This is a genomic window from Bradyrhizobium sp. SRL28 (assembly GCF_018596315.1).
In the GTDB taxonomy this organism is placed as follows: domain Bacteria; phylum Pseudomonadota; class Alphaproteobacteria; order Rhizobiales; family Xanthobacteraceae; genus Bradyrhizobium.
Window position 1 is genome coordinate 1 of sequence record NZ_JAHEAG010000144.1, and the last position, 1,786, is coordinate 1,786.

Here is a 1,786-nt window from a genome sequence, read left to right on the forward strand (position 1 = left end):
CTTATATGAGGGCTCGGCGTGTCAAGAAGTTTTTCGCGATCAACATTTCTTCTCTTCCTACGTTTCAAGAGGGGGCTCGTGCGAGCGCAGTTCTGCATTGATGGCACGGCAGGCCCCTTTGCTTGGCCGCGCTGAGCGGTCAACCCCCCGGAGCCCGGAGGGGCGCGCCGGAAGGCGCGAGGGGTTGACGGCGAAAGCGCGCGCCGAGCTACAATTGGTGTCCGGCCCATTACGCTGCAAACGTAACTGCGTTTCTGTTGATCCTCTTTCCCCGTTTTGACGTTCCGATGACGTTTGTTCAATTGACCCAAGGTGGAGCCCCTTTCGCTATGCGGCGCTCGCCGCATCAACTTATATCCGGTCGGGACGAGCCCATACCAAGGTCCCTCATGCAACAATGCAAGGGCACAGGGCTCCAAGGAGGATGGGACCATTCTACTTTGCGGCGTATTGCAGCCAGGCTAGGCTACCGGTCACACATCCGCCTTGGAATCGGTAATGTTCCTTTCGTCCTCTTTCAGTGAATCTAGTCACACCTTTAGAGCGGCGCCTTCAGGCACCAGACCTGTCTCAAGATAGCGCCAGAGCGCAATCAGCAGCTTGCGTGCGACGGCGACGATCGTAATCCGCCGGATGCGGCCCTTGAGTTTGCCAACACGATCGCGGAACCAGATACTCAAGGGGCTGTCAGGCTGATGCCGCAACCACAGCCAGGCGAGCTCAATCATGACCGTGCGAGCCTTGGCGTTGCCAGCCTTGCTGATCCCCTGATCACGGCACGTCGCGCCGCTCTGGAAATGCGCTGGCGTCAGACCGACATAGCTCGCCAATTGTTTGCGATTGTCGAATGAGCGGTAGAACACTTCGCCGACAAGTGTGTTCGCAAATTCGGGCCCGATGCACTTAATTATGGCCAGATCCTGGATCTTCCTTGCGCTCGTATGCTCCGCCTCAGTCTTGGCCGATGCAATGGCATCGCGCTCCGCCTCGATCGTTTTGATCATTCCGATGACAAGCTCCAACCGCTGCAGTTCGCGCAGGATTTCCGCCATGAGCCGCGGCGGCAACGACCGACCATCAGCGGTGCTTAACCGTTCCAGCTGCTGCATCCGATCGCGGCGCAGGGGTTGGTACTCATAGATGCCGTGGATCGCGAGCAGTCCCTTGATCCGGTTGACATGTTGGATACGTTCGTTAATCAACCGACCACGCTCACGATGGAGCCGACGGTTGTCCTCTTCGGCGACACTTGGCACGCGCACAACGCTCCAAACCTTCGGCTCACCCCGCAGATACGCCATCAGTGATCGGAGCAATCGCTCGACATCGACGCGGTCAGTCTTCGCGCGACGCGCCCGACGATCAACCTGCAGACTTGCCGGATCAATGACGTAGTTGCGGATGCCGTGTGCTTCGAGCAGGCGGTGGAGCCAGAAGCCGTCGTAGCCAGCTTCGTAGCAAGAAACGATTTCCACGCGCTGCTTTGTTTCTCTGGCAACTCGCGTCCGGATCCGCTCGCACAGATCCAACAGCTCCTTCCCATCGCAGGGCTTCAACGTGTGGCGACCGACCTTGTCCGACAAGGGCGTGTTGACGGCAACAATCCAACTTTTCTTGCTCAATTCGATTGCAAGAAGACAGCGTACGGCGTCATCATGGGTTGCGGCGGGCGGCAGGTTGTTCACTGTCCGGGTTTCCATCAGCGTCTCTCCTATGCACCTGGTGGGAAGGTAGAAACCGAAGCGGTAACACAAACCTCCTGTCCGTCGCGCCTACATAGGATCTA

Annotated in this window: 1 protein-coding gene; it reads right to left on the reverse strand. The window is 58.2% G+C overall.

Translation table 11 applies throughout. From position 1 onward, the window contains the following. Nucleotides 1-530: 530 nt before the first annotated feature. Nucleotides 531-1,700, reverse strand: a complete 1,170-nt coding sequence (locus KIP88_RS45660) for an IS110 family transposase (protein WP_249791567.1) — start codon at nucleotides 1,698-1,700, stop codon at nucleotides 531-533. Between the last annotated feature and the right edge of the window lie 86 nt (nucleotides 1,701-1,786).